Source organism: Sulfitobacter sp. JL08 (assembly GCF_003352045.1).
Lineage (GTDB): Bacteria > Pseudomonadota > Alphaproteobacteria > Rhodobacterales > Rhodobacteraceae > JL08.
Genome location: NZ_CP025815.1, coordinates 885,427 through 904,937, shown reverse-complemented (window position 1 = coordinate 904,937; position 19,511 = coordinate 885,427). Strand labels below are relative to the sequence as shown.

The window sequence follows — 19,511 nt, the reverse complement described above, 5'->3', positions numbered from 1 at the left end:
CTTGCATCGACCACCGCGATTGCAGCTGACGTGTCGATCACCGAGGACAATGTAAATATTGGCGCAGCGAAGTACTCCCCGTATCTTTACCGCGGACATCCCACACAAGTCTTTTGGGGCGATACGCATTTGCACACGTCCTATTCGACCGATGCAGGCATGATCGGAAACCGCCTGCCTCCCGACTCTGCCTTGCGGTTCGCCAAAGGAGAGAAGGTAGTATCATCCACCGGCGTCGAAGCGCGCTTGATTCAGCCACTGGATTTTCTCGTCGTAGCGGATCACGCAGAGAACCTTGGCTTGGCGGTGATGATTGAGGAGTCAGATGCGGCGCTGCTTCGCGATCGATGGGGCAAGGAAGTCCACGATCTCGTCAAGGCCGGGGACAGCTACGGCGCCTATGGAAAGTGGGGCGAAGAAGGGGTGGCGACCGGCATCAACCCAATGCCAAACGTTGCTTTGCAAAGGAACATGTGGGAGCGGCTCATTGATGCCGTCGAACACCACAATGAACCGGGTGTCTTCACTTCATTGCATGCTTTCGAGTGGACCTCATCTCCCAGCGTCAGGAACCTGCACCGCGTGGTGTTGTTCCGGGATGACGACGACCGTGTAAAGCAAGTGCTGCCGTTCTCAGCATATGACTCAGAAGATCCAGAGGATTTGTGGGACTATCTCGAAATCTATGAGGAGAAAACCGGCGGCCAGGTGCTCGCCATCCCACATAACGGCAACTTGTCCAATGGATTGATGTTTGACGTGGAGACCCGAGCGGGCGAGCCCATCGACGCGGCCTACGCAAAACGGCGGATGCGTTGGGAACCGATCTATGAGGTAACTCAGGGCAAAGGCGATGGAGAGGCGCATCCCTTCCTTTCGCCCGAAGACGAGTTCGCCGACTTCCATATCTGGGACAAGGGCGATTTCGGCTTAGAAGCAAAGACACCCGAAATGCTTCCCAATGAATATGCCCGCAGCGCGCTCAAGCTCGGGTTGGAGCAGCAAGCAGCGCTTGGCGTTAACCCTTTCAAATTCGGTATGATCGGATCGAGCGACTCCCATACCTCACTTGCCGGTACACGCGAAGAAAACTACTTCGGAAAATTCTCCGGCGTGGAGCCCGGTACTGGTGCCTTCCGCTATGACGACGACGTTGTTTCAGATCGACGTCCAGATGGTGACGGAAGCGTGCAAATCAAGCACTGGGAGACGACGGCTGGAGCGCTGGCCGGTGTTTGGGCTCGGGAGAACACCCGAAAAGCGATATGGGACGCGATGGCCCGCAAGGAGGTATATGCTTCTACCGGCACGCGACCGGTGCTCAGGGTCTTCGCCGGATGGAATTTCACGGAGGACGATGTGTTTACGCCGGACTTTGCCACCATCGGATATGCAAACGGTGTGCCCATGGGCGGCGACATGACCGCGGCACCCGAGGGGCGCGCGCCCAAACTGATGGTCCGCGCCTTGCGTGATCCGAATGGTGCCAACCTCGACCGGATCCAGATTGTGAAGGGCTGGCTTGATGCCAACGGAGTGTCCCAGGAACGGATTTATGACGTGGCCTGCTCGGACGAACGAACGATTTCGGACAATAATCGCTGCGATCGCCCTGTCGGGGACACAGTCGATCTGGAGACCGCGACCTATACCAACACTATTGGAGGGGCAGCATTGGCAGCCTATTGGGAAGACCCGGATTTCGATCCATCCAGCAGTGCCTTCTATTATGTGCGCATCCTGGAAATTCCAACACCAACATGGCTTGCCTATGACCGTGTCAAGCTTGGCTCAGAGATCCCGGCCGAAGGCATACTAAAGCATCAGGAACGCGCCTACACTTCACCGATCTGGTACACGCCGGAAGGGTGACTCCAGCTTTTTCGATTTGCGACTGGAGATAGAACTTCGTTTAGGCTGTCAAAGCGTGAAAGGCGTCACCAACTGCAAGGTGGCGTCTTTTTTCGGCTGTTTTGGGGCTCGGAACTGACCTACGCCGGTTTTCATCGGCGTCTGTCGTAATTGAGAATTTGAGATTTAGAATTTCCGGTGGGGCCGGAGATAAAAGATCGTAGATCGTAAGACAGGCCATGGAGGCTGGACCAACATATGCGTTTCTTGAGGTGGTTATTGGTGATTGTGGCTCTCTTTGCAGTCGGGGTGGTGGTGTTGAGAACAGTATCCTTCCGGCAGCCCGGCTGTGCGCAGGTCATCAATGAAGCGTTCGGCGATGTTGTGATCCCTGAACTTTCCCTCAAGGCTATTGAGCTGATCCTTGATGGTGTAGTCAGGTTGGTTTTTAAGCAGCTCGCTAATGGATGTCCTTGCTTTTTCCGTTTGACCAGTTCGCACGTACAAGGCCGCTTGGGTGCGACGCGCCAGATTGGGCATGTTTGTCATTTGATCTATAGCTTCGAGCCCAGCTTCATACTGACCTGCAAAGTATCGGGCCCAGGCCAGGGTCCAGAGATACCAATCGGGGTGATGTGGATTGAGGCGCATGGCGGTTGTCAGCCTGTCGACCGCTTCATTGACCCGTCCGAGGTAGACTAGCGTTTCTACCGAGCCCGCTAACACTCCTGCCGAATTAGGGTTAAGCTCAATAGCCCGATTGTACTCTTTTTCGGACTGATCTAGCGAGTTGGCTTGCATATATGCATGTGCCAAAACCCAATGCGCAAGGGAGCTGTCTGGATCAAGCCCAACAGCTTCTCGGGCAGCTTCCAATGCAAGGCCAAGCGCTTCCTCTTGTTTCCGGTCGGCGCACCATCCCCACCGATCGCAGTTAATATGTACCCAAGCGAGGCTGAAATAGGCAATCGCGTAATCTGGGTCGAGTTCGAGCGCTTTTTCCGCAAGTTGCTTAGCGTTTTCGTTGCCCTCAGGTGTGAACTTAAACCGTTCAGCCCGGCTCAAATATACAAGCTCATACGCACCCTGGCTTTTTGTCGGTCGGTGCAGCAGGCGATCGTATTCAGCGATGTCGATGTTCTGCTCGAGCGTTGCAACAATGGTGCGTGCAATGTCATCTTGTAGTGCGAAGATATCGTCCATTTCCCGATCATAGGTTTCCGTCCAAATGGCGTACCCGACAGTTGCGTCAATGAGAGTGGCAATCACCCGGATCCGGTCACCTGACTTTTGCTGACTGCCTTCCAGTACGTATCGCACGCCTAGCTCGCCGGCGATATCACGTACGTCTGCGGACTTGTCCCGGTAGTAGAAGCTGGAATTCCGGGCAATGACGAAAAACTCGGGAAACCGCGACAGCTTGCTGATGATTTCTTCACTGATGGCATCGCTGAGGTAATCCTTGTCGTCCCCTTGGCTCAAGTCGTTGAACGCCAGCACGGCAATGGATGGTTTGGTCGGAAGTGGAATGTCCATTTCCGCTGACCCAACCGGGGCGAAATCTGGTCTACTAAATTGCCACCAAACCAACGCCACGCAGACAATCACTGCGCACAAGCCCACTGCCAAAGCAGTAAATCGCGTAACTTGCCGGCGTTGGCTTTCGTCGTGCTTGAACACCGGTGTAGCCAGCGCTTCGGCCTTTTCATTAAGCGATACGTCGAACACTGGAACCGGTTGTTGGATATTTTTTACCGAAACGTCCCGCTGATCTTCGAAATCAAGGTCCAATTTTCCGCGCAGCTGGCTATGCACGTTCCGGTGCATAGCAATCCCGCCCGCTTTGGCGAGCCCTTCGATCCTTGCCGCGATATTTACTCCGTCTCCGTGTATGTCACCTCGATCGTCAATTATATCACCGACATTGATCCCGATACGGAAATCGATCCTTTCGTCATCGGGAAGAGCAGAATTTCTTTTTGCCATCGCAAGCTGCACCTCGACCGCAAACCGAACTGCATCCACAGCGCTTGCAAACTCCATCAAGGCACCGTCGCCCATCAGTTTGATGGTTTGCCCACCGTACTGAGAAGCCTTGGGATCGATTAGCTCGGCGCGATGGGACTTGAGAGTTGAAAGCGTTCTCGTCTCAGCAATCTCCATCAAGCGGGAATACCCTACAGCATCAATGGCCAGAATAACTGTGAGACGGCGCTTTTCCATTTGATCTCCCGAGATGCAGATTATTGCAACGGCACCTTAAACTCCAGCATGCCATCTACTCTTCGGTAAAAGTTGTACTGGGTCAGAAAATACAACGGTTCAACCAATGGCAGCTCCGGGCTCAGGGCAGTCATTCGCTGCGTTTTGCATGAGCGCCCGCTTTTGAATTGTCAGTCCCATAAGAAATTCTGCAGCTCATCAGAACCCCTTCGATAGTTATGCTAAAAATTCGGCAAAGCTGACATGCAGAGTCATCTGATCTATCCTGCTTGCATTCAACAAAGGAGGTTTTCCGATGACCAATTTGCAAGATGTGGCTCAGCACTACCATTCCGGACACCTGCTAAAACGTATCTCCGATGGCTGCACTGCCCTGGACCTGACACCGCCGATCGCTCATGGCGCCCTGGCGCCAGTGGACGAGTTTCACATTGGTGGCCGACGCGCGACAGAACCGTTCGTGAAGTCGCTGCAGCTTTCACAAGGAAGCTGTGTACTGGACCTTGGCTGCGGATTGGGAGGCCCTGCCCGCTTCGTCGCCGCGACGACAGGTGCTCATGTGACTGGCATCGACCTGACGCCCGAATTTGTTGAGGCCGGGCGTGCGTTGACCGAATGGACTGGATTGGCAGACCAGATCGAGCTTGTTGAAGGCAGCGTGCTCGAATTGCCGCTCGAAGAGGACACGATGGACGCTGCCTATATGATCCATGTGGGCATGAATATCGCCGACAAAGCCGGGATCGCACGAGAAGCGGCACGAGTTCTCAAACCCGGCGGCATCTTCGCCATCTACGATGTGATGCAGGTGGGCAGCGGGCAAATGGACTACCCTGCGCCTTGGGCATCTTCCGACGACCAAAGCGCGCTGGCACCGCCTGAGACCTACGAGGCGGCTTTAAAGTCCGTTGGGTTCGAAATCGGAGAGCGCATCGACAGAACGGCGTTTGCCAAACAGTTCTTTGCTGATCTGGCTGCTGCGCAAGCCAATGCCGACGGTCCTCCGCCGCTGGGGCTGCATCTCATCATGGGCGATGATACTGCGCTGAAAGTTCGTCATATGGTTCAGAACATAGAGTCAGGCTTAATTGCCCCGATCGAGATTCACGCGCGACTGCCTGGTTGAACTCTGGACTGCTGCCGCTCTTTCAGTTCGGCGCAAACCGTCTCCATCGCCGGCCTCAGAGCATCCAGTGAAGGCAGAGTGTAGCGTTGACCTGTAATGGACAAAGGCGTGTGATTTAGAAGCCGTCCCACCACTTCTTCAAGCACGCCCGCCTCCATCGCCACAGTTGCAAAAGTCCGCCGATGCGCGTGGGCGCTCCACTTCATGCGCTGTGGACCAGTGATGTATCCGGTCGCAGATTTCGGCGAAGGGAACACCCACTTGCGGCTCAGCGGTTTGAGCGGTGCCAGTATATCATGGTGTGTTTGCAGGATCGGCAAATCGAAACTGCGGCCATTCTTGGTCATTGGAAGATGGATGCGATCCTCATAGACGTTTTTCCATTCAAGGTTCAGTGCCTCGCCTTTCCGCAGGCCCGTGAACAGCAACAACTCATAGAACACCGTGTGGATCGGATTGCGCAATCCATCAATGGTGCGCCGCCACTCTGACAAATCCTCGATCGTCCGACCGTCGGGTTGCTCTTCATACCATTCGATTGCCATAGTCGGACACTCTGGCAGGTCATGCGTGCGCCGTGCATGGTTATAAATCGACCTGAAATATCGCAGGGCATGGTTCGCCGTTGATGGGTTGTCAGCCAGTTGCTGGTGGCGCCGCACAACCATGGACTTTGTTATCTCGTCCAGAGGCAGTCTCAGCCAGTCCTTGAGCTGGTTTTCCATGTAGGCTCGAACACCGTGCTTGTATTGATCTGACCTTAGCTTTGGGCGGGCCAAATAGGCTTCCGTCGCGGTCTGTAGTGTTGGTGCGCCAATCTGGGCCGCCTTCCCTGCCCCACGCCCCATTTCCAGTGCAAGTTCCATAGCGGTCTGGCGGGCCGCCTGCGAGGAGATCACTGGGTGGCGACCAATCAGTACACGCTTGGTCTGGCCTCCAACGTCTTTCTGAAAATACCAGGTCTTCGACCTTTTCCCCACAAAGAGCACAAGCCCCTTTATCTCGGTGTCCCAGTACTTCTGCGTCCCCTCGGGCGAGAACGAAAGCTTCTTTGCGTAGGTTTCTGTCAGCTTTGGCATTTTGTCGGCTTTTTGTCGGAAACAGTATCATACTATAGGTATCAACAGCATGCAGTATGCGATACAGAAGTCAATAAAATGATATGGTTAACGGCAATAAGCAACAGAGTGATACGTAGGACACCTGCTTGGAAGGCTAAGGTCTTACCACTACACAACGCCCGCCCAGTGGATTCATCCACTATTTCATACCTATACTGGCGTCAAGTGGAACGAATTGAATGGCTGTCCCTGTGGACTAGTGCAAGGGTACTTCCGGCCCAAAGTCGCTATCGTAAACTCAAACTTTCGAGATTTCAGTCCGAACGTCGGCTTTCAACAGGACCGGACGTTCGCTGCGGGAACAACGAATGTCTCAGTTGCTCGGACCGGTCATTCGCCGCAGACTGCCCCGATGGCTGCTTAGCGCACGGAGCCGACATTACTGTCAGCTCCTGTTTTGTGGTCCATTCAAGGTTTCGGCGTGTACCAGATGGGAGATGTGTAAGCCCGTTCCTGTTGTTCCAAAGGTGCCCCTTCTGGAGCCTCAAGCCCGTATCTCACAACGTCATAGAGATACCACGGTGGCGTCGGGATTTCGAGAACGCGCGCATAGTAAAACGCCCGTTCATTCGCATCGAAATCCGGGTCGGCCCAAACAGTGACGAGCTCCGACGCTCCGATTGTATTTGACCATGTTGCCGTTGCAGGGTCGACCGTGCTGCCGACGGCGGGCAGCTTACCGTTGTCGCCTATGACGCGATCGCCAGACCAGACAACATCGTACACTTTTTCCTGCGTGTTACCATCCGCATCGATCCAACCCTTGATGATCTGAATGCGGTCAAGATTAGCGCCGATAGGATCGCGTAAGGCAGCCAGCAGGAAAGTCGGGGCTGCACCGTCTTCCGGCGGGGCAGTCAAATCGGACCCCATCGGAACACCTTTGGTGTAACCGACTTCAGAGATCTCACGGCGGATGAGATCAGTTTCAGTGAAATCGTAGCCGCCAAAGAACCGCACTGCCATACGTGGCCCGGTTGTGCCGTAGACCTCCTTGCGGTCCATTGCATCAAAGAGCGATGCACGAGTGTTTTCCTGTGCCCAGACGGCCGTCAAACCGGACGCAACCTGTTGCCAACTGAAAAGCTCGCCATTTTCGTTGCTCATAAATGGATGCGTTAAGCGTTCAGCAGAAGGCTCATATCCAGTGTGCTTTCCGAAGAAATTGTTCTCCTCAATTGCGGGTAAGGATGTATGAGAGTCCGTCGCACCTGCCATGCCGAACTTATATGGGTTGGTACCGAATTTCTCTTCAAGCAACATACCATTCTTCAAAGCTTCGCGGGCATACTCACCTGCGAGCATATCGTCGGTTTTGGCTTCGCTCAGATCAAGGTTGCCAACGTCCCAAGTCCCGTAATCCGCAAACTCATCATCTGGTGACAGGTACGGATGGGTTTCTCCGTCACCTTTGATTTGCGTGACCTCATACATGCGTTCCCATTTGGCCCGCTGTTCGACGTAAAACTGGTCTATTGCCTTGCCAGTGAACTGCGCGTCCATCGGGAACATTATCCCATTCGAAAGATTGCCATTGTGCGCAAAGGCCATTGTTGCGCCATTTGTCCTAGCTTCGTAGTCCTCAAGATATTTGTACAGATCCAGAGGATCATTGCTGCCAACCGGCGCTAGTGTTGTGTAGGGTACAACCTGCCTTGCACGATCGGGACCATCGCGGAAAATGACATTGCGGTGCAAGTTGGCACCCGCTTCAAGTGAGGTCCATTCGAAACCGATGAAAGCTGTAAAAGTGCCCGGGTCGTTGAACTCTTCAGCAGCGTTTATGACATCATCCCAAATCGTGGCATACCGACGCGCGCCCGGTGAGTAATTCGCAAACATTTCCGGGTCCATTTCACCCTGAGAAAATGTTGTAATCAGATCAAGGGTCGCATTAACGGCATCCTGACCGCCGGCTCCGAAGCCTTCCGCCCACCGCGCACCTTGTTCGTACTGTGTGACAATTGGGGACTTTGCAAGAATGTCTGTTATCATTCCCATGCCGTCGGAGTGATCGGTAATGGCAAGCCAATCCAAAGGCCTGCTAAGTCTGATATCCTGACCGGAAGATGCTGTAACCTGTTCACCACGTGCAACGCGATACGCTTCACGCAGCCCCAGACGGTTCCCGAAACCTCCTGCATCCATTGAAAGACCAGTGTGTAAATGGTTGTCACCCCACAATGGCCGTTCAGGGAAATTACGATCCACATAGGGTGAGTAGGGAGTATCTATAGGAAAAACATCGGCGAGTTGATCTTCATTTGCCTGATATTCTTGTGACACAGCAACGCCGCTAACGAACAATGCGAGTGCGGTCGAATAAGTGAGAAAGCCTAAGCGAGACATATCTATTTTTCCTTCCGGGTAATTTGTCCCAAGTCTTGCACAGGTTCTTGAAGAAATGAAAGCATATTGCTTGTAAACGTCTCATTCGGTGACGCAGGTCGAACCTTTGGGTCGCTCTGGGCTTCCGTTTCTTGAAATTATTGAAATTGGCTTGCGATACACATTTCTGTATTGCGATGTGCATCTGGGCAAGCGATTTCCAAAGGCCTCTCTGGGCTCGAACCAGCCGTTCTCCGAGTTTGGTTTGCATGGCTGCTTTCGATCTCAGCATGTAATTTCGCATTAGCCCCCAACACCTGTGCGACTATTTGATTAGCACAGGAGAGATAATTCTATTCTCAAGGCTGAACTGTCTTTCCGCAAACCACTCAATTTTCGAAGCACTTGCCGTTTGTGGCGACCACTCTTTCGAAGAATGCTTTGTGATTGCGTTCTAAGCCTGTGTCCGGGAAACGCGCTGGCAAAAAGTAGGCATCGTTTTTCTTTAGCATGGCAAAGAGAGCATCAAGTTCGATCTCGATATGTTCCCGGATCCCCGGCCGCCAAACCACGATGAAAAACTGCGACAACCGGCAGCTTGTCATTATCGTCCGATCCTGTTGAGACAGTTTGGAATCCGTCTGGATAAACGGGTGATCCACCGCACCAATGACGGACGCCGCCTGATTGTAATGCATGGAGATCAGTTTGATGGTCCTCTGTTGAGAGGCGCATCCAAGCGCGCTGACGGTTTATGGTCTCGGTTGGACAAAATTTCCTGGGCAAGATCGAAACCATCAGATCTCGACGGAAACGGCAATGGCTCGCGGTGGTCGCTGGGCAAGGCAATTGCAACCAACGCCAAGTCGCTGATCTGGAGCTTTACCGATACCGCGTTGCGTGAGGCTGTGCGGGGCGGCGTGGACGGCATTGTCTGCGGTCACAGCCATGTGGCTGCGGTATCCTCACGCGGTGCGCATGTTTTTGCAAATTGCGGTTCCTGGACCGGTGCCCGCGAGCAGGCGGACATCACACGGCGGTCGTCGAACGCTGCAACGGAACTTTGGAGCTGATGAAATGGCCGCCGATGCGACCGTCCCGGCAGGATCAACAATCCCGAACACTCAGTCCGGACCATCCAAACACGCGAAGTTCCAAGGCAGCGAGGCTCGTACGCTTAGTGCACAGGCTTTGGATGCCTTTACACGTCGATGGCGCTGCCCCGGGTTTCCAGTTGAACACGGAATACGGCGCGACAGGTGCAAATAGATAAACAGGAAATGGCCAAAGGAAATGGAAAAAGTGCGATTGACGGGGTTTCCCCATCTCAAAGCCGCCTGGTTTAACTCTCTGAACGGGTTGAGAGATGTTTGGAAAACCGAGGAAGCGTTTCGCATCGAGGCTGCGGCGTTGATTGCGAGCGTGCCATTTGCGTATTGGTTGGGAGAAACAGTTTTCAACGCAGCCATTCTATGCGGAGTGGTTCTTCTGATCTTGATCGTTGAAGTACTGAACACGGCTGTGGAAGCGGTCGTTGACAGGATCGGTCCGGAGCGCCACGAATTATCCCGCATTGCAATAGACTTGGGATCTCTTGCAGTTGTAATGGCATCTGTGCTTGCAGGGATTATTTGGCTGGCAGCACTCTATGACAGGGTTTTTGCCTGACTGTCTGTCATCTACTTCAAGAAGCCACGGCGGCTTCGAATACACGCCGATGCAGCAGTCTCGCTAGACGACCCCTTGCTCGCGGAGTTATGCGACATGATCGAAGCAGCACCCTATGGACTGAAAACAGAAACCTAGTTTTGTAATACGTTTTTATAGATCACGCCGTCTTTCATGATCAGGTCGAAATTGCCTTCGGGGTTGCCCACAAGATCAATATCTTCCAGCGGATTGCCATCCACGAGGATCAGATCCGCATATGCGCCTTCTTCAATCACGCCCAAAGGTCCATCAGGATAAGGCGTCAGCGGACCCGACAGTTTGAGCAACTCGGCGTTGTCGCAGGTCGCCATCTTCAGCGTCTCAAAAGGCGTGAACCACTTTTGCAATTTGGCTAATTGAGCGCCTTGCCGCTTTGCAAGGTCGGGGCTGAACAACGTGTCGGTACCAAAGGCGATTTTAACGCCAAGTGCCTTGGCCGTACGGTAAACAAAATCTGTACCGTCGGTCACGAACTTGTATTTGGCACTCTGCACAATGTTCAATGTTGGCGCATCCTCGTCGTCCAGAAACGGCTGCATACTGAGCCATACGCCCTCATCCCGCATACGCTCAAGCGTTTCGCGCGTGGCCATATGGCCGTGTTCGATACTCTTCACCCCTGCGTCGAGAGAGTGGATAACAGCTTCGTTATTGATCGCGTGGGTAAGCACATACTTTCCCCAGTTTTCCGCCGCTTCCACAGCCGCTTCCAATTCCGCTTTGCTGAACTGGATCGTATGGATCGGGTCATATGACGATGTGACACCACCGCCAGCCATCAATTTGATTTGCGTGGCGCCCTGCATCAGATTTTCGCGTACACGTTTGGTCACTTCAGGTACGCCGTCAGCAATATAGAAACCGTTGTTTCTTTCGAGGCTGTGCGGATTGTCGGGTGTTGCGGGCACGTCATAGGTAAACCGGAAATCCATGTGCCCGGATGTTTGCGAGATCGCCGGGCCGGATGGGAATATCCGCGGGCCGACGATCAGGCCCTTATCGGTTGCGCGGGCGATGTCAAACATTGGCCCGGCTGCCTCGCACACAGTTGTAAAACCGCGATACAGCGCGTTCTCTTGTACACGTGCCGCGACGAGGTTCCAGTAGCCTTCACCAGTTGTCAGGATTTGGGGAATGGTCGCTTCGGCATAAACGCCGTGCCAATGCGCATCGATCAGGCCCGGGATCATGGTATAACCGTCAGCCCTAATCTCGAATGCACCTTCTGGCGCGCCGAGATCAGGCGCAATCGCCGCGATCTTTTTGTCGGTAATCAGCACGTCAGCCGAGACCAATTCCTCACGGCATCCATGAAAAACCTGTGCTCCGCAGATGACAATATTTTCGTATGTAACCGCCGGTCCATAGGTGTTCCCGTGCACGATCTCGCCACCGGTGGCTTCAAATGCAATAGGGTCGTGCGCCATTGCTAAGACAGGTACACTGGAGATGACTGTCGTGAGCAGCAATTTTTCTATCGTGTTGTGCATGACCCCGTTCCTTGCCTTCTTGGGTCCATTATTCGTTCTATCTTCAAGCTCTTGGTCATAAATTTTGCACCAAATCTGGTCACGCAACAAGCTTGGAAGCCCTATCAACTATAGCAGCGCTTTTTGACGCGTTCGTGAATGGCTGCTTTCGAACTCGGCATGCAATTTCGCATCTGCCCCGCGGCATCCGTCCGAACTCCGCGGCGCTGGTTTACCGGTCATACTCCCACCTTGCCCTTATGCCTCAGCTGATGCAAACTCCTGTGCGCAGGAGGAATGTCCGTTTCGCCGCTGGGCTTTTTGTCAAACAGGCGCGCCATTCCTTGAGAGGAATGTGTCATGACATCCAAAACCGCAGGGTCCGAACCGCCGCACAACCCGACGCCGCAGCAGCGAGCCATGCCCAAAGTCAACAAGGTGACAGCGGGTGATATCACCGCATCGCTGAAAGCCGGGTTTTCCGACTTTCTGGCGCGCCCTGTCATGAGCGGCTTTTTCGGTCTGTTCTATGCGGTTTTCGGAATTCTGCTTGTCTGGTGTCTGATCTGGTTGGGCAAGATCTGGATGATCATTCCCGCCGTTGTGGGCTTTCCGCTGGTTGCCCCCTTCGCCGCCGCCGGGCTTTATGAAATGTCCCGGCGTTTGCAAAAGGGCGAGAGTTTCGGCTGGTCCGAAATCCTGACCGTGATGGCCAATCAACGCAAACGCGAAATGGGCTGGATGGCCTTTGTCACCCTGTTCGTTTTCTGGGTATGGATGTATCAGGCCCGTCTGTGGCTGGCGATCATCCTGCAGGATGCCTCTTTTTCGGATTTTGACGGGTTCCTGAACATCGTGTTCACCACACCGGAGGGCTGGACCTTTCTTGCGATCGGCACCTGTGTGGGCGCATTTCTGTCGGCTGTCCTGTTTTCGGTGACCGTCATTGCCATGCCCATGCTGCTGGATCGGGAAACCGATTTTGTTTCCGCAATGTTAACGTCTATTCGCGTCGTCAGGGAAAACCCGGTGGTCATGCTGATCTGGGCGGCGATTATCTCTGTCACCATGGTGGCATCGCTGGTTCCAGCGTTTCTGGGCCTGATCTTTACCCTGCCGATCCTTGGCCACACCACATGGCATCTTTATCAGCGCGCCGTGCCACCGGCAGAGGGGTGATTTTCCGAACCCGCCGCGCCGCAGGCACACTGCAATACGCCGCTGAAATGATCAGGGCACATATCGGGTCGGTGCGGGATTTTGCAGCGTTTCCAGATAGTTCACTATTTCGATCAGCTTGCCCGGCACCAAGGTCGTCACTCCGTTTCCGGTATCGAACTCGACCATCTCGTTATCCAGAAAATTCTCGAAAACCGGCATATCTTCGCGCGGGAGCGTGTTTCGGGAATAGCCGTCAATAATCGCCATGATTTCAAGCATGGGCCAAACCCCATCGCGACGCGCGGCAATTTTTGTCAGATCTGCAGGTGGTGTGCCCAGTTCGCTTGCGTTGGGGCCGTCGCCTTGTCCTGAAACGCCATGGCAGGACACGCAGTTTTCCAAATACAGAACCTCGCCCGCATCTGCGGCCTCCAGCGAAGAACCAAAGATAAGAAACGGGATAAAAAGAAAGAATTGCTTCACGTCTGACCTGCTTTCAACAAAGTTGATCCAAGGCTAGAACGATCACCGGAAAATGCGTTGATCCTGATCAAATGCGTCAGCGATCACACGCAAAACGCGAATTGACTACGCGCGCTTCACCAGGCCAATCAGAAACAGCAGTATCACTGCACCAATCGTAGCGTGCAGAATTGATGCAACAATCCCGCCTCCGACGGAAAACCCAAGAGCCGGAAAAATCAGGCCCGCGACAAACGCGCCGACGATCCCGACAATTATGTTTCCCAGCAAACCAAAGCCGCGGCCTTCCATGATTTTTCCTGATAGCCAGCCGGCAAGAGCGCCGATGAAAAGCATCGCGAAAAGGCTTCCAAATTCCATGAGTGTTCCTCCGGGTTGCCATGTTTGGTGGAACCTTCGCCGCTATCCGCGCGTCACTCAAGCCCCTTGATTGCCTTTTGTCTGGTTTCAGAATTGCCAGACATGGCGGCTTTCGATCCCAGAGGCGTCTCACATAGAAAAATTCCTTTTGCCGCATGTGTGCCCAACCGAGTTGCTGTTAGGCTAAAGCGATGCAACTGAAACCTTTAACTATCGGCGCCGGACTTGCCGTGCTTCTTGCTCCGGTTGCCTTTCCCGCACCGGCGGGCATGTCAGACCTGTCCTGGCACGCATCGGGTCTTGCTGTAACCATGGCTCTCTGGTGGCTTACAGAGGCACTTCCACTGGCAGCGACTGCGCTGTTGCCACTGGCGGTCGCTCCGATCATGGGCCTCACCGATCTGGATGATACGGCTCGATCCTATTCTGATCCGCTGGTTGTTCTGTTTCTGGGTGGATTTCTGATCGCAAAGGCGATTGAAAAATCCGGATTGCACAGGCGACTGGCAGGGTCGCTGTTAAGACACGCCGGAACCAGCCCGCACCGTGTTCTTGGGGCGCTGATGCTCTGCACGGCATTTCTCAGCCTTTGGATCAGCAACACGGCATCGGCAATGGTCGTTGCGCCGATCGCTGCCGCTATTGTTACCTCACAAGACGATCAACCGTCCTTCGGCACTGCCTTGATGCTCGGCGTTGCATTCTCGGCGACGATAGGCGGCATGGGCTCACTGATTGGAACGCCGCCAAACGCAATTTTCGCATCCTATGTCAGCACGACATATGCTGTCGACATCGGCTTTGCCCAATGGGCGATGGTCGGGGTTCCCGTTGCGCTGATCCTGTTGGTGGTGACCTGGCTGTTTCTCGCATGGGTCACCCCGGGATTGGAGGCCCGGGAACTGGTCTTGTCCCATCATCCGCAGGACACCCCTGCCAATTCGGCAGAGCGCCGGGTTGCGGTTGTTGCCAGCCTGACAGCTGCCGCGTGGCTGTCGCGTCCCTTGATCATCAGGCTCTTTCCCGAAATCGCAATTACGGATGCAGGCATTGCAATGATTGCGGCGATTGCGCTGTTTATTGTTCCTGACGGGAAAGGCAAACGCTTGCTTGATTGGGACACTGCGGCGTTGTTGCGCTGGGATGTGCTCATTCTGTTTGGCGGCGGGCTGGCGCTTGCCGATATCCTTCAAAGTTCCGGTTTGGCAGAATTGCTCGGTGGCAGCGTGCAGGCGATCTCTCACTGGCCCGAGTTTGCTGTCCTTCTCGTAATTGCGGGGTTCATTGTGTATCTGGGAGAGCTTGCAAGCAACACTGCGATGGCGGCAATCTTCCTGCCCATCGCCGGAGTTGTGGCGACCAATTTCGGCGTTGACCCGATCGCTTTCCTGATCCCGATCGCACTCGCCGCCTCTGTCGGCTTCATGCTTCCCGTGGCCACGCCACCCAATGCCATTGTTTTTGCCAATCCGGCGGTAACACGGGCAAACATGCTGCGTGCCGGTGCACCGCTGGATTTGATTGCGCTGGTCATAACCGTGAGCGTCAGTTCCTTACTTGGAAAAGCACTCTTTGGATAAAGGCGCGGTTTCGCTCTTTATACACAAAGGGACGGGATGCATGTGCATGCCCGACCCTTACTGAAATGCTGTCTGCCGCGTGCCTTTTGCAGGTGTGATCGCTAGGCGGTTTCTTCTTCGTTGACCACATCGGCGAAAGACTTGAAGAACTTGGCCGCAAGTTTCTTTGCGGTGCTTTGGATCAGCCTGCTGCCCAGCTGGGCCAGTTTGCCACCAATGTCGGCCTTTGCCTGGTACCGCAGGATCGTCGTGTTTGGCCCGTCGGCTGTCAGCGTTACATCCGCGCCCCCCTTGGCGTGCCCGGCAGCGCCGCCATTGCCCTGCCCGGTCAGCGAAAATGCATCCGGCGCGCCTGCAGTGTCAAGTTGCACGTCACCGGTGAACTTGGCTTTCACCGGCCCGACCTTAAGCACGACTTTTGCCTCAAGTTCAGTGTCCGAGTGCTTGATCAACTCTTCACAGCCCGGAATGCATTGTTTCAGAACCTCGGGGTCGTTCAGCGCTGCATAGACCTGTTCTTTTGGTGCGTTGATGATGATTTCGTCTGCCAGTTCCATGGGATGTCCTTTTAGCAACAGGGAAATTTGATGTTGGCGAGGATGTCTGCCTGTTCGGGTGTCGGCGCGAAATGGCGGCGCAAACGCATGGCGAATTTTCGAACTGCAGTCATAAGGTTTCCTCCAGTCTGCCAGCTTTGAGAGCGGCATAGGTCTCGGGTGTGTCCACATCCGCGTAAAAGCCGGCCGAGGCCGAGGCGTGAAACTGGACATGTTCAGGAAGGGTGCGGGTGAATTTCTTGCATCCCGGTGATCTGGGATCCGCAAGAAGACGCGCGCGCAGGTTTGCGGGCACCACGATCGGGTTTCCGCGTTGCTGTTCGACAACCGGAATAGAGATGCGTGAAATATCTGCCGCTGCATGCGCCGCCAGCAACGATTTGATGTCATCAGACGTTAAAAGCGGCTGATCCCCCAAGCCGATCAAGAGGGTATCGCCGTCTGTTGCCGCGCGCAGCCCGCAGGCGACCGACGTCGGCTGACCCTGGGCGTAGTTGACGTTGAAAACGGTTCTGGCGTCACTGCCCGCCAGTGCGGCCTCGACCTCGCTCGCCTGATGGCCTGTTACCACCAGCACCCGTCCATCCGTTGCCCCGCTGTAGACATCAACCACATGTCGGATCATCGGGACATCGCCAATGGGCAAAAGCAGTTTGTTCCGCTCTCCCATCCGGCGTGAAAGCCCTGCGGCCAGTATGATAGCGGTGACCTCAGGCATCGGTCTGTTTCACCGTCGCGCGCCGGTTCTGAACAAGTTGCGCTAATATGGACAGCGCAATTTCTTCTGGCGTGACCGCACCCAGATCAAGACCGGCCGGGGCCTGAACGCGGTCGATAGCAGATTGTTCAAATCCGGCGGCGGCCAGTTTTTCAGCAAGCGCGGCGTATTTTCTGCGGCTTCCAACAAAGGCCACATAGGTCGGTTGTGCGCTCAGCGCGGCCTTGAGGGCGTCAAGATCACCCTGCCCCTGCGTGGCGACAACGACAAAGCATCGCTGGTGCTGTTTGTTCTGACCCGGTGTCGGCGACACCGACCAGTGGAACTGTGGGGCAAGCGTGCCCAGCGCCTGTGCCACCGGCGATGTGCCCATGACAACAAGTTGCGGTGATGGCATGCAAGGTTCGATGAATATATCGACCGTGCCGCGCGACGGACAACCGTTGCGGGCAAATTGCGTGCCATCCACTTCATCGCCGGCGGCCACGCCTTTTTCTGCCAGCAAATCTTCGGGGGCGACCGACACAAGCTGCGGCGTTCCGTCTTGCAAGGCCCGCAGGGCGGCACGTTTCACCGCGCCCTGTGTGCAGCCGCCCCCCAGCCAGCCTTGCAGAATTGTCCCATCCGCGCTCAGCAACGCCTTGGCCCCCGGTTTGGCGGCGGTAGAGCCCGCAGTGCGCACGATGGTGGCAAATGCAAAAGGTTCGTCTCTGTCCCGCAGCGCCTGCGCGGCCTCGGCCAGATCAGTCGAAAGGATTTCAGCCGGGGTCATAGTTGTGCCAGCTCCTGTTCCAGCGCGGCCAGATCACCAAGCGTGTTGGCCGCCTTGAAAACATCCAGATAAGGAAGGGCCGCCGCCATACCTTCGGCCACTGGTGCGTAATCGGCCCAGCCTTTCAGCGGGTTCAGCCAGATCACCTTGCAGCCCCTTTTGCGCAGCTTTTCCAGCGCGACAGCGATCACCTGGGGGGCTTCGGTGTCATACCCATCCGAAAGGATCAGCACGACGCTGCGCCCATCGACAAAGCGTTTGGCGTAAGTGTCGGCAAAGCGCATCAGCGATGGCCCGATTTTCGATCCACCGCCGAACCCATCGGCCATCAATGACATCCGTCTGATTGCGCGCATCGCGTCTTTGTCACGCAGGGCCTCGGTGATCCGCACCAGTCGGGTGTGAAAAAGATAGGCATCTGCGGTCGTATCCGCACGCATCAAACCGGCAAGGAACGCCAGAAAGACCTGCGCATAAACAGACATCGAACCGGACACATCGCAAAGTGCCACGATCTTGCGCGTCCTGTCGGGGCGCTTTTTCCGAAGCAGGCGCAGTGGCTCTCCTCCGGTGGCCAGACTGTGGCGTATGATCTTGCGGAAATGCAGCCGGTCGCCTTTGCGCGCGGCAATGCGACGGCGCGAGCGCGTGTCGCGCAAAGCGGCGCCGATGCGGCGCGCGACATCTTCGGCTTCGGCAATTTCTTCCGGGCGGACAAGATCGCGCAGGTCACGCCGGTTCAGGTTGCGTTGTTGCGTGGCGATCAGTTTTCCGGTTCCGTCACTGTCTGCCTCCCCGCCCTGATCATCAGGGGCGGTGGACATACCGGATGCGCCGGCATCTTCGCCCTTGGCATCGCGTGAGGAATGAACATCATCACTTATCGTAGAGGACGGCGTGGGAACGACCTTCTGCCTGACACGCCCCATGTCCATCCAGTAGCTGTCGAACAGATCGTCAAACCGTTCGGTTTCTTCCTTGCAACCTGTGCAGACGGCACGCAGGGCGCGGCGGCTTTCATCGGGCCGGGCCGCATCGACTTCGCACAGGGCGGCCATGGCCAGATCGGCCTCTGCCACCCCCAGGCGCAGCCCGTTGTCGCGCAAGTGCCGGATGAACCCAGCAACGCGCGCGGAAGGCCCGGGGTCACGTCCGGCAAATTTCGTGACACGGCTCATGCGGCTTTACCTGCGATGCGCCCCGCGACCACAGGCGTGATCTGTGCCTGATCGCTTTGGGTCTTCAGCAACGTCGTCAGCGTTGATTGCAAAACAGCCGGATCGTCTGTCAGATCTGCGATGCCAAGGCCCATCAAGGCAGCGGCGAAATCCAGCATCTCTGCCACGCCCGGGGTCTTTTCCAACTCTTCCTCACGCAGCTTTTGGACGAAGCCGACAATCTGACCGGCCAGCCGCGCCTCAACATCCGGGCAGCGCGCCTTGAGGATCGCCAGTTCGGTCGTCCGGTCCGGGTATTCCACGTAGGTATAAAGGCAGCGGCGGCGCAGTGCGTCTGACAGATCGCGGGTGCCATTGGATGTCAGGATCACGATTGGCCGTGTCGTGGCCCTGATCGTGCCAAGTTCGGGTATCGAAACCTGATAATCGGAAAGTATTTCCAGTAGATATGCCTCAAACTCTTCGTCGGCGCGGTCGATTTCATCGATCAGCAACACCGGTGGTTTGTCTTGGGTAATGGCCGCCAAAAGCGGGCGTTCCAGCAGAAAATCCCTTGAAAAAATGCGATCTTCGACAGCTTTACCCGTTTCGCCCCCTTCCGCCGCCGCGCGGATGGACAACAGCTGTCGTTGGTAGTTCCATTCATAAATGGCCTGCGCGGCATCAAGGCCCTCATAACATTGCAGCCGGATCAACCGGGTGTTCTTGACGGCGGACAACGTGCGCGCAATCTCTGTCTTGCCCACGCCAGCCGCACCCTCAAGCAACAACGGGCGGCCAAGGGACATTGCAAGCTGAAGTGCTACCGCCAGATCGTCCGAGGCGACATAGCCTTCACCCGCTAGGGCCGATTTCAGATCATTCCAGGTCATGG

Annotated in this window: 18 protein-coding genes; 6 read left to right on the top strand and 12 right to left on the bottom strand. The window is 55.4% G+C overall.

What is annotated here, in order from left to right:
* The first annotated feature begins 30 nt into the window (after positions 1–30).
* Positions 31–1,872, top strand: coding sequence for a DUF3604 domain-containing protein (locus C1J05_RS04550; protein ID WP_254684701.1), 1,842 nt, complete (start codon positions 31–33; stop codon positions 1,870–1,872).
* Between the two features lie 255 nt (positions 1,873–2,127).
* Here C1J05_RS04550 and C1J05_RS04545 read toward each other — a convergent pair whose 3' ends face one another.
* On the bottom strand, positions 2,128–4,074 hold the full coding sequence (locus tag C1J05_RS04545) for an adenylate/guanylate cyclase domain-containing protein (protein ID WP_114869220.1): 1,947 nt from the start codon (positions 4,072–4,074) through the stop codon (positions 2,128–2,130).
* Positions 4,075–4,369: 295 nt separating this feature from the next.
* On the opposite strand from C1J05_RS04545, the gene C1J05_RS04540 reads away from it, so the two are divergent.
* Positions 4,370–5,200, top strand: coding sequence for a class I SAM-dependent methyltransferase (locus C1J05_RS04540; protein ID WP_114869219.1), 831 nt, complete (start codon positions 4,370–4,372; stop codon positions 5,198–5,200).
* Here C1J05_RS04540 and C1J05_RS04535 read toward each other — a convergent pair.
* The 3 genes from C1J05_RS04535 to C1J05_RS04525 all read right to left on the bottom strand — a co-directional run bounded on the left by C1J05_RS04535 (position 5,179) and on the right by C1J05_RS04525 (position 9,347).
* Positions 5,179–6,279, bottom strand: a complete 1,101-nt coding sequence (locus C1J05_RS04535) for a tyrosine-type recombinase/integrase (RefSeq protein WP_114869218.1) — start codon at positions 6,277–6,279, stop codon at positions 5,179–5,181. The genes C1J05_RS04540 and C1J05_RS04535 overlap by 22 nt on opposite strands.
* Positions 6,280–6,729: 450 nt before the next feature.
* On the bottom strand, positions 6,730–8,670 hold the full coding sequence (locus C1J05_RS04530; RefSeq protein ID WP_114869217.1) for a DUF3604 domain-containing protein: 1,941 nt from the start codon (positions 8,668–8,670) through the stop codon (positions 6,730–6,732).
* 368 nt (positions 8,671–9,038) lie between these two features.
* Positions 9,039–9,347 carry a hypothetical protein gene (locus C1J05_RS04525; protein WP_114869216.1) on the bottom strand — a complete coding sequence of 103 codons (309 nt, stop codon included), beginning with the start codon at positions 9,345–9,347 and terminating at the stop codon, positions 9,039–9,041.
* Positions 9,348–9,413: 66 nt separating this feature from the next.
* On the opposite strand from C1J05_RS04525, the gene C1J05_RS04520 reads away from it, so the two are divergent.
* Together C1J05_RS04520 and C1J05_RS04515 are read left to right on the top strand one after the other, a co-directional pair.
* Positions 9,414–9,722: a hypothetical protein gene (locus C1J05_RS04520; RefSeq protein ID WP_114869215.1), complete on the top strand. Its 309-nt coding sequence runs from the start codon at positions 9,414–9,416 to the stop codon at positions 9,720–9,722.
* Between the two features lie 220 nt (positions 9,723–9,942).
* Complete coding sequence (locus tag C1J05_RS04515) at positions 9,943–10,317, top strand: diacylglycerol kinase (RefSeq protein ID WP_114869214.1); 375 nt, start codon at positions 9,943–9,945, stop codon at positions 10,315–10,317.
* A 134-nt stretch (positions 10,318–10,451) separates the two neighbouring features.
* Here C1J05_RS04515 and C1J05_RS04510 read toward each other — a convergent pair whose 3' ends face one another.
* Positions 10,452–11,849, bottom strand: coding sequence for a metal-dependent hydrolase family protein (locus tag C1J05_RS04510; protein WP_114869213.1), 1,398 nt, complete (start codon positions 11,847–11,849; stop codon positions 10,452–10,454).
* Positions 11,850–12,188: 339 nt separating this feature from the next.
* On the opposite strand from C1J05_RS04510, the gene C1J05_RS04505 reads away from it, so the two are divergent.
* Positions 12,189–13,007, top strand: a complete 819-nt coding sequence (locus tag C1J05_RS04505; RefSeq protein WP_114869212.1) for a DUF2189 domain-containing protein — start codon at positions 12,189–12,191, stop codon at positions 13,005–13,007.
* Positions 13,008–13,058: 51 nt separating this feature from the next.
* On the opposite strand, the gene C1J05_RS04500 is transcribed toward C1J05_RS04505, so the two are convergent.
* Together C1J05_RS04500 and C1J05_RS04495 are read right to left on the bottom strand one after the other, a co-directional pair.
* Positions 13,059–13,472 carry a c-type cytochrome gene (locus tag C1J05_RS04500; protein ID WP_162797915.1) on the bottom strand — a complete coding sequence of 138 codons (414 nt, stop codon included), beginning with the start codon at positions 13,470–13,472 and terminating at the stop codon, positions 13,059–13,061.
* 105 nt (positions 13,473–13,577) lie between these two features.
* Positions 13,578–13,832 (bottom strand): GlsB/YeaQ/YmgE family stress response membrane protein, encoded by a 255-nt coding sequence (locus C1J05_RS04495; protein ID WP_114869210.1) that lies wholly within the window; start codon positions 13,830–13,832, stop codon positions 13,578–13,580.
* A gap of 191 nt (positions 13,833–14,023) precedes the next feature.
* On the opposite strand from C1J05_RS04495, the gene C1J05_RS04490 reads away from it, so the two are divergent.
* Positions 14,024–15,412: an SLC13 family permease gene (locus C1J05_RS04490; protein WP_114869209.1), complete on the top strand. Its 1,389-nt coding sequence runs from the start codon at positions 14,024–14,026 to the stop codon at positions 15,410–15,412.
* A 101-nt stretch (positions 15,413–15,513) separates the two neighbouring features.
* On the opposite strand, the gene C1J05_RS04485 is transcribed toward C1J05_RS04490, so the two are convergent.
* From C1J05_RS04485 to C1J05_RS04465, 5 genes are all read right to left on the bottom strand, one after another.
* On the bottom strand, positions 15,514–15,969 hold the full coding sequence (locus C1J05_RS04485) for a CoxG family protein (RefSeq protein WP_114869208.1): 456 nt from the start codon (positions 15,967–15,969) through the stop codon (positions 15,514–15,516).
* 109 nt (positions 15,970–16,078) lie between these two features.
* Positions 16,079–16,687: a nucleotidyltransferase family protein gene (locus C1J05_RS04480; protein ID WP_114869207.1), complete on the bottom strand. Its 609-nt coding sequence runs from the start codon at positions 16,685–16,687 to the stop codon at positions 16,079–16,081.
* On the bottom strand, positions 16,680–17,459 hold the full coding sequence (locus tag C1J05_RS04475; protein WP_114869206.1) for an XdhC family protein: 780 nt from the start codon (positions 17,457–17,459) through the stop codon (positions 16,680–16,682). The genes C1J05_RS04480 and C1J05_RS04475 overlap by 8 nt, the downstream gene beginning before the upstream one ends.
* On the bottom strand, positions 17,456–18,637 hold the full coding sequence (locus C1J05_RS04470; RefSeq protein WP_114869205.1) for a vWA domain-containing protein: 1,182 nt from the start codon (positions 18,635–18,637) through the stop codon (positions 17,456–17,458). The genes C1J05_RS04475 and C1J05_RS04470 overlap by 4 nt, the downstream gene beginning before the upstream one ends.
* Positions 18,634–19,509 carry an AAA family ATPase gene (locus tag C1J05_RS04465; RefSeq protein ID WP_114869204.1) on the bottom strand — a complete coding sequence of 292 codons (876 nt, stop codon included), beginning with the start codon at positions 19,507–19,509 and terminating at the stop codon, positions 18,634–18,636. The genes C1J05_RS04470 and C1J05_RS04465 overlap by 4 nt, the downstream gene beginning before the upstream one ends.
* Positions 19,510–19,511: the final 2 nt, after the last annotated feature.